At 45.6% G+C, this 5117-nt stretch carries 5 protein-coding genes and 1 pseudogene; 1 reads left to right on the forward strand and 5 read right to left on the reverse strand.

Features of this window, described 5'->3' with window-relative positions:
* Positions 1 to 141: 141 nt before the first annotated feature.
* The 4 genes and pseudogenes from RMO52_RS03290 to RMO52_RS03305 all read right to left on the reverse strand — a co-directional run.
* A pseudogene (locus RMO52_RS03290) lies at positions 142 to 1494 on the reverse strand (AAA family ATPase); the annotation flags it as partial.
* A gap of 51 nt (positions 1495 to 1545) precedes the next feature.
* Positions 1546 to 1914: a DUF4440 domain-containing protein gene (locus tag RMO52_RS03295; protein ID WP_310410797.1), complete on the reverse strand. Its 369-nt coding sequence runs from the start codon at positions 1912 to 1914 to the stop codon at positions 1546 to 1548.
* 8 nt (positions 1915 to 1922) lie between these two features.
* Positions 1923 to 2189 (reverse strand): hypothetical protein, encoded by a 267-nt coding sequence (locus RMO52_RS03300; protein ID WP_310410799.1) that lies wholly within the window; start codon positions 2187 to 2189, stop codon positions 1923 to 1925.
* An 89-nt stretch (positions 2190 to 2278) separates the two neighbouring features.
* Entirely contained in the window at positions 2279 to 2854 is a 576-nt protein-coding gene (locus RMO52_RS03305) for a Uma2 family endonuclease (protein WP_310410801.1), read from the reverse strand.
* Between the two features lie 139 nt (positions 2855 to 2993).
* Between RMO52_RS03305 and RMO52_RS03310 the strand changes: the two genes are divergently transcribed.
* Positions 2994 to 4799, forward strand: a complete 1806-nt coding sequence (locus tag RMO52_RS03310) for a bifunctional serine/threonine-protein kinase/formylglycine-generating enzyme family protein (protein WP_310410803.1) — start codon at positions 2994 to 2996, stop codon at positions 4797 to 4799.
* 61 nt (positions 4800 to 4860) lie between these two features.
* Here the strand turns inward: RMO52_RS03310 and RMO52_RS03315 are convergent.
* Positions 4861 to 5117 (reverse strand): DUF4079 family protein (locus RMO52_RS03315; protein WP_310410805.1); only part of this gene is annotated, 257 nt, incomplete at its 5' end.

Genomic DNA, 5117 nt, shown 5'->3' on the forward strand with positions numbered 1-5117 from the left:
CATCACATTACCTTGAATTTACTCGCTTTAATTATCTCAGCATTATGCTCGATCTGCTCGATCTAGAGGTAAATTCCTTAATCCTTCCACTAGTACAAAAGGTTTACTTGTCCCGATCGAATAAAAAGTGGGATGCTCCCCATCAGCAATATCTAAAATATCATCATCTTCTTGTTGAGCAGTGCGAACGCTAGTTTCTGCATCCAGCGGTTTAACTGGCTCGTAATATACCCGCGCCGCCGGGACTTGAACGATCTCCCGTTCGGGATATTTCAATGCCGTTAATTTACCACCGAAAACGCAGCCAGTATCGATATCGATCGTATTATTCAGCCATTCCGCTTCGACTACTGGCACATGTCCGTAAACCACCGTCGCCGCACCGCGATATTCTCGCGCCCAGTTCGCCCGCACAGGTAGCCCATATTCATCGATCTCGCCCGTCGTTTCGCCGTACATGGCAAAAGAGCGGACGTGCCCGGAAGTGCGCCCTTGTAGCTCTTCCTTGAGTCCAGCATGAGCGATAACGAGCTTGCCATCATCGAAGACATAGTGACTCAGGAGCGAGTCGATAAATTTGGCTAGTTCGGCGCGGAATTCGGTTTGAATTGGTTCGGGGATGGCTTCGATTTCGGCGACGGTGAGTTCTAAACCGTGATTGAGCTTGACATTTTTACCGCGTAAATAGCGCAGTAATTTAAATTCATGATTGCCACAGACGCACAGCGCACTCCCCGCCGCCACCATATTTCGCGCGAGCTTAATCGAGTCGAGATTGCGAATGCCTCGATCGACCAAATCCCCAACGAACATCACCTGTCGTCCGGTAGGATGTCTATATGTGGGAAAGTCCCAGCAAGGCTGTTGCGGTTCTGAGTGCGCTACATAACCCAATTTATCGAGCAAGATTTCGAGTTCATCGCAACAACCGTGAATGTCACCGATGAGATCGAATGGCCCTGTTTCGGTTTTACGATTATTCCATAGTGGTTGGCGTTCTATTTCGACGTTATTAATTTGTTCGACATTCGATAGAATATGGACGTAACGAAATTCTCTATCTAGATGACGTAGCGATCGTTTCAGATTTTCGGTATGTCGTTTGACGACGTGGATACCAAAGTCGCGATTCTCGCGCTGTTGATTGCGATCGTGACACAATTCCGCAGGTATATTAAACGCGATCGCGACCGCAAAGCAATGATAATCTTTTGCTAATTGTAATAATGGTTTGCGGTCTTCGGGCTTAACATTAGTCGCATCAACAACGGTCAATCTGCCACCTTTGAGCCGTTTGGCAACAATGTAATGTAGCAATTCAAAGGCATCGGTAGTAGCCGATTGATTAGTTTCATCATCACAGACGATCGATCGACAGTAGTCGGATGAGATAATTTCGGTATTCAGAAAATGCTTACGCGCAAAGGAAGATTTACCCGAACCGGATGCACCGATGAGGACAACTAAAGACAGTTCGGGGATATTTAATTTCATGCTGTTATTTCTCGTTGGCGGAGCCTACAGTCGGTAATCGATGTGCAAAACTTATGGATAAAACGGCGTACCTTGATGAAAGCGAATTATCCAGCCGTCGATCGATCGAGACCAGATCGAGCTTCTACGTGCGTATTCAACAATCCCATTATATTTGACCGCACTCTCATAAGTAACCTGAGCCGTGTTTTCGTCGAGCAACCGAGCGCAAAATTTTGGCAGTGGTAATACAGCATCTATGGCTTGGCGGTCGATTTCAAGTGTATCCTGTCGTTGATAGACACGTCCAGACCGTCCAAACTCAAAGAAGTCATCCGCGATAAGTTCGTTCATCCGCTGAATATTGAAGCGAGTTTCTTCTCGCCACAATTCTGATTCCAAACGTTCGAGAATCTCTTTGTCTTCACTATCGATTTCCATACAACCATTTAAAGTTCATAGCAACAATTATCAGTCGTGAAAATCCGATAGCCATGAACTACTAAGGCTACTCCATATCGACTATTTAACATGCCAGGATACCTGTAGGGTGTATCATCTGGCTTCTCGCCAAATAGCCGGAGAGTATAGCTCCCAATCCAGATATATAAACCAGGGATGAGTAAGTCCATGCTGTAAGCGATCGCTCTTTTCCGTTCGCTGACAACTGTGCCTATCGCTGTGTCTAAGTTTTTGGGTGGAACGATCGAACTCATGCTGTGATATTTACAATTGCAGATAAGCCAATTATATCCGAGCAACTATCGATCGCAAGCATAAGTCAAAATTATCGGTAGCGAATTAGCTACGCTCTCAATAATCTTTGGATATCGACGATCTTATCAGGAAACGATCGCGGCTGGATCGTACCATTAGTAAAGGTCAATTTTTCACAATACGTTCCATCTACTAAATCTCGAAAAACTTTTAATTCGGTAGCTTGCAGATTGACTACCCAATATTCGAGGATTCCTGCTGCTGCATAGATTTCTTTTTTCAATCCCAAGTCTTTCTTGAGGGTAGTATTGGCAAATTCAATCAACCAAAAGATATTTTCAGGATAAGGATGGTGTTCTAAATATATCGTACCCAGTGGTTGCACGATGGCAATGTCGGGCACAGGTTCCGAATCATTTGGTAAAGTAATTGGCTTGGCATCGCGGATTTTCGCTCTAGCTCCTAGCAACTCACGCAGATATTCGGCTACCTCAGTGTTGTAGTAAGCATGGGATTCTCCTTCTGGGGACATAACAATAATTTCGCCCTGTAAAAGTTCTACCGATTGTTGGGATAGCCCTTGCGAAAGAGCATCATCGAGTAGCCCCATCTCAATTAGTTGATGATATCGATCGATCGACCATTTATAAGCAGTAATAGTCATATACTTACCAGCTAATGTCCCAAATCTAATTTAACATCACGCATCCCGATCGAACTGACGTTATGTTCTAGCTCAAGGGGCATACTAACTTTAGTAAGACGCCCACCGCTAAATTTTCCGCATCGATATCTCGCCAGCTATGAGCTACTGTATCAATCCTCTCTGCCCCGCTCCTACTAAAAATAGCCATGACACCAACTTTTGTCTGGCTTGTGGAGCGAGACTGTTCCTCAAGGATCGCTATCGCGCTCAAAAGCTACTAGGGCAAGGTGGATTTGGGAAGACTTTCAAAGCAGTAGATGAATACCAGTCAAATCAGCCGCTGTGCGTTATCAAACAGTTTGCTTTTAACAGTGACAACGCGAAAATTCGGCAGACGGCTCTAGATCTGTTTTATGAAGAAGCAAAGCATCTGGAGACATTGGGGAAACACGCACAGATTCCCGAACTGTTTGCTTATTTTGATATTAAAGGGCAACCATATTTAGTCCAGCAGTTTATCGATGGGCAGGATTTACAGCAGGAAGTAGTTCGAGAGGGGGCATTTAACCAGCATCAAGTTCGGGAATTATTATTATCGCTCCTGCCAGTTTTAGACTTTTTACATCATCAGTCGCCGCCAATTATTCATCGGGATATTAAGCCAGCAAATATCATCCGTAGGCAAAGCGATCGAGTACTAGTATTAGTAGACTTTGGGGCGGCGAAACAGGCTACTCAAACGATGCTTGCCAAGACGGGAACTGTCATTGGTAGTCCTGAATATGTGGCTCCAGAGCAAGTCCGAGGTAAACCAGCCTTTGCCAGCGATATCTATAGTTTGGGTGTGACTTGTATCTATTTATTGACTCAGGTTTCGCCTTTCGACCTGTTCGATTTGAGTCAGGATGCTTGGGCTTGGCGTGATTATTTAGTCGATAACATTGTTGATGAAAGCTTGGGTAAGATTTTAGATAAAATGATTGCCAATGCCTTGTCTCAGCGTTATCAATCGGCAAGTGATGTGTTAGTCGCATTAGGTACACATCGAGCTGCTGCAAAAGTTGCTGGAGTTCGAGAGCCTGTTGCTGTAAATATCGATCGACAAGCAAAAATTTCGCCAGAATCAATCGCCAGACAGCAATCTCAGCCTCACGATCGCATTAACATTCCCGAGCTACAACCATTTGGATTTGAGACGGCACGATTAGTTAGCAGTAAAACTTTGTGGGGTAGTAATAAGTTAATAGTCAAAAAATCTTCAGGGCAAGCCAATCGCTTCTTTGAAGAATTAAGTGGTGGCGTCAGGCTACAAATGGTAAATATTCCAGCCGGAACTTTTATGATGGGCGCGCCGGAATTGGAAGACGGTAGTAGTGCTGCTCAACGACCGCAGCATCGAGTCAACATACCTTCATTCTACATGGGCAAAAGCCCCGTTACACAGGCTCAATACGAAATGGTGATGGGAAGTAACCCCGCGTATTTTCAGGGCGGCGATCGACCTGTAGAGACGGTTTCCTGGCATGATGCGATCGAGTTCTGCCAGAAATTATCTCAATTAACCGCTCGTCACTACCGACTCCCTACCGAAGCTGAATGGGAATTTGCCTGTAGAGCGGGGACGACGACAGCGTTCTATTTTGGGGAAACAATTAGTCTGGAAGTCGCCAACTATCGCAGTGAAGAAACTACCCTCGTGGGGAGTTTTCCCGCTAATGGCTATGGGCTAGATGACATGCACGGAAATATCTTGGAATGGTGCGCCGACAATTATCATGGTAGCTACATAGGTGCCCCCGCAGATGGCAGTGCTTGGGCTAATGAAGCTAACCCCACCCGTGTGTTGCGAGGGGGTTCCTGGTACAGTAAGCCGAGCTATTGTCGGAGTGCAGCGCGGATCTATTACCAGCCCAATCATCGCTGCTCTTATTTTGGGTTTCGGGTAGTTTGCGATCGATCTTAGGTTTAGGTGCGTTACCCTTTGTAATAACACACCCTACGGTATTTCGAGCGGGTAAAGTAGTCTAGATCGACAAGCCCAATCTCAAGCCCATCATGGCATGGACGACCATTAATACCAAGATTCCACTCCCAAAGTAGGCGTGGACTTTCCTCAGTTCGGGCTTATTACCGCCGAACCCGGTGAAGGAAATTAAGCTATTAATCGTCAGAAAAGTCAGCAGTAAGGTAGCTGTCAAGAAGTGAGGACTAGACATCACTGCATGCTTTTGGATGACTAGCGACAAAACTCCACCAGTCGCCCCAAATGCCATGAATGCAA

This window comes from Chamaesiphon sp. OTE_8_metabat_110, assembly GCF_031382685.1.
GTDB lineage: Bacteria > Cyanobacteriota > Cyanobacteriia > Cyanobacteriales > Chamaesiphonaceae > Chamaesiphon.

What these genes read in the sequence shown, in the direction of transcription:
- RMO52_RS03300 (WP_310410799.1), bottom strand. Translation starts at nt 2,189, where the DNA reads ATGAGTTCGATCGTTCCACCCAAAAACTTAGACACAGCGATAGGCACA.
- RMO52_RS03310 (WP_310410803.1), top strand. Translation starts at nt 2,994, where the DNA reads ATGAGCTACTGTATCAATCCTCTCTGCCCCGCTCCTACTAAAAATAGC.
- RMO52_RS03305 (WP_310410801.1), bottom strand. Translation starts at nt 2,854, where the DNA reads ATGACTATTACTGCTTATAAATGGTCGATCGATCGATATCATCAACTA.
- RMO52_RS03295 (WP_310410797.1), bottom strand. Translation starts at nt 1,914, where the DNA reads ATGGAAATCGATAGTGAAGACAAAGAGATTCTCGAACGTTTGGAATCA.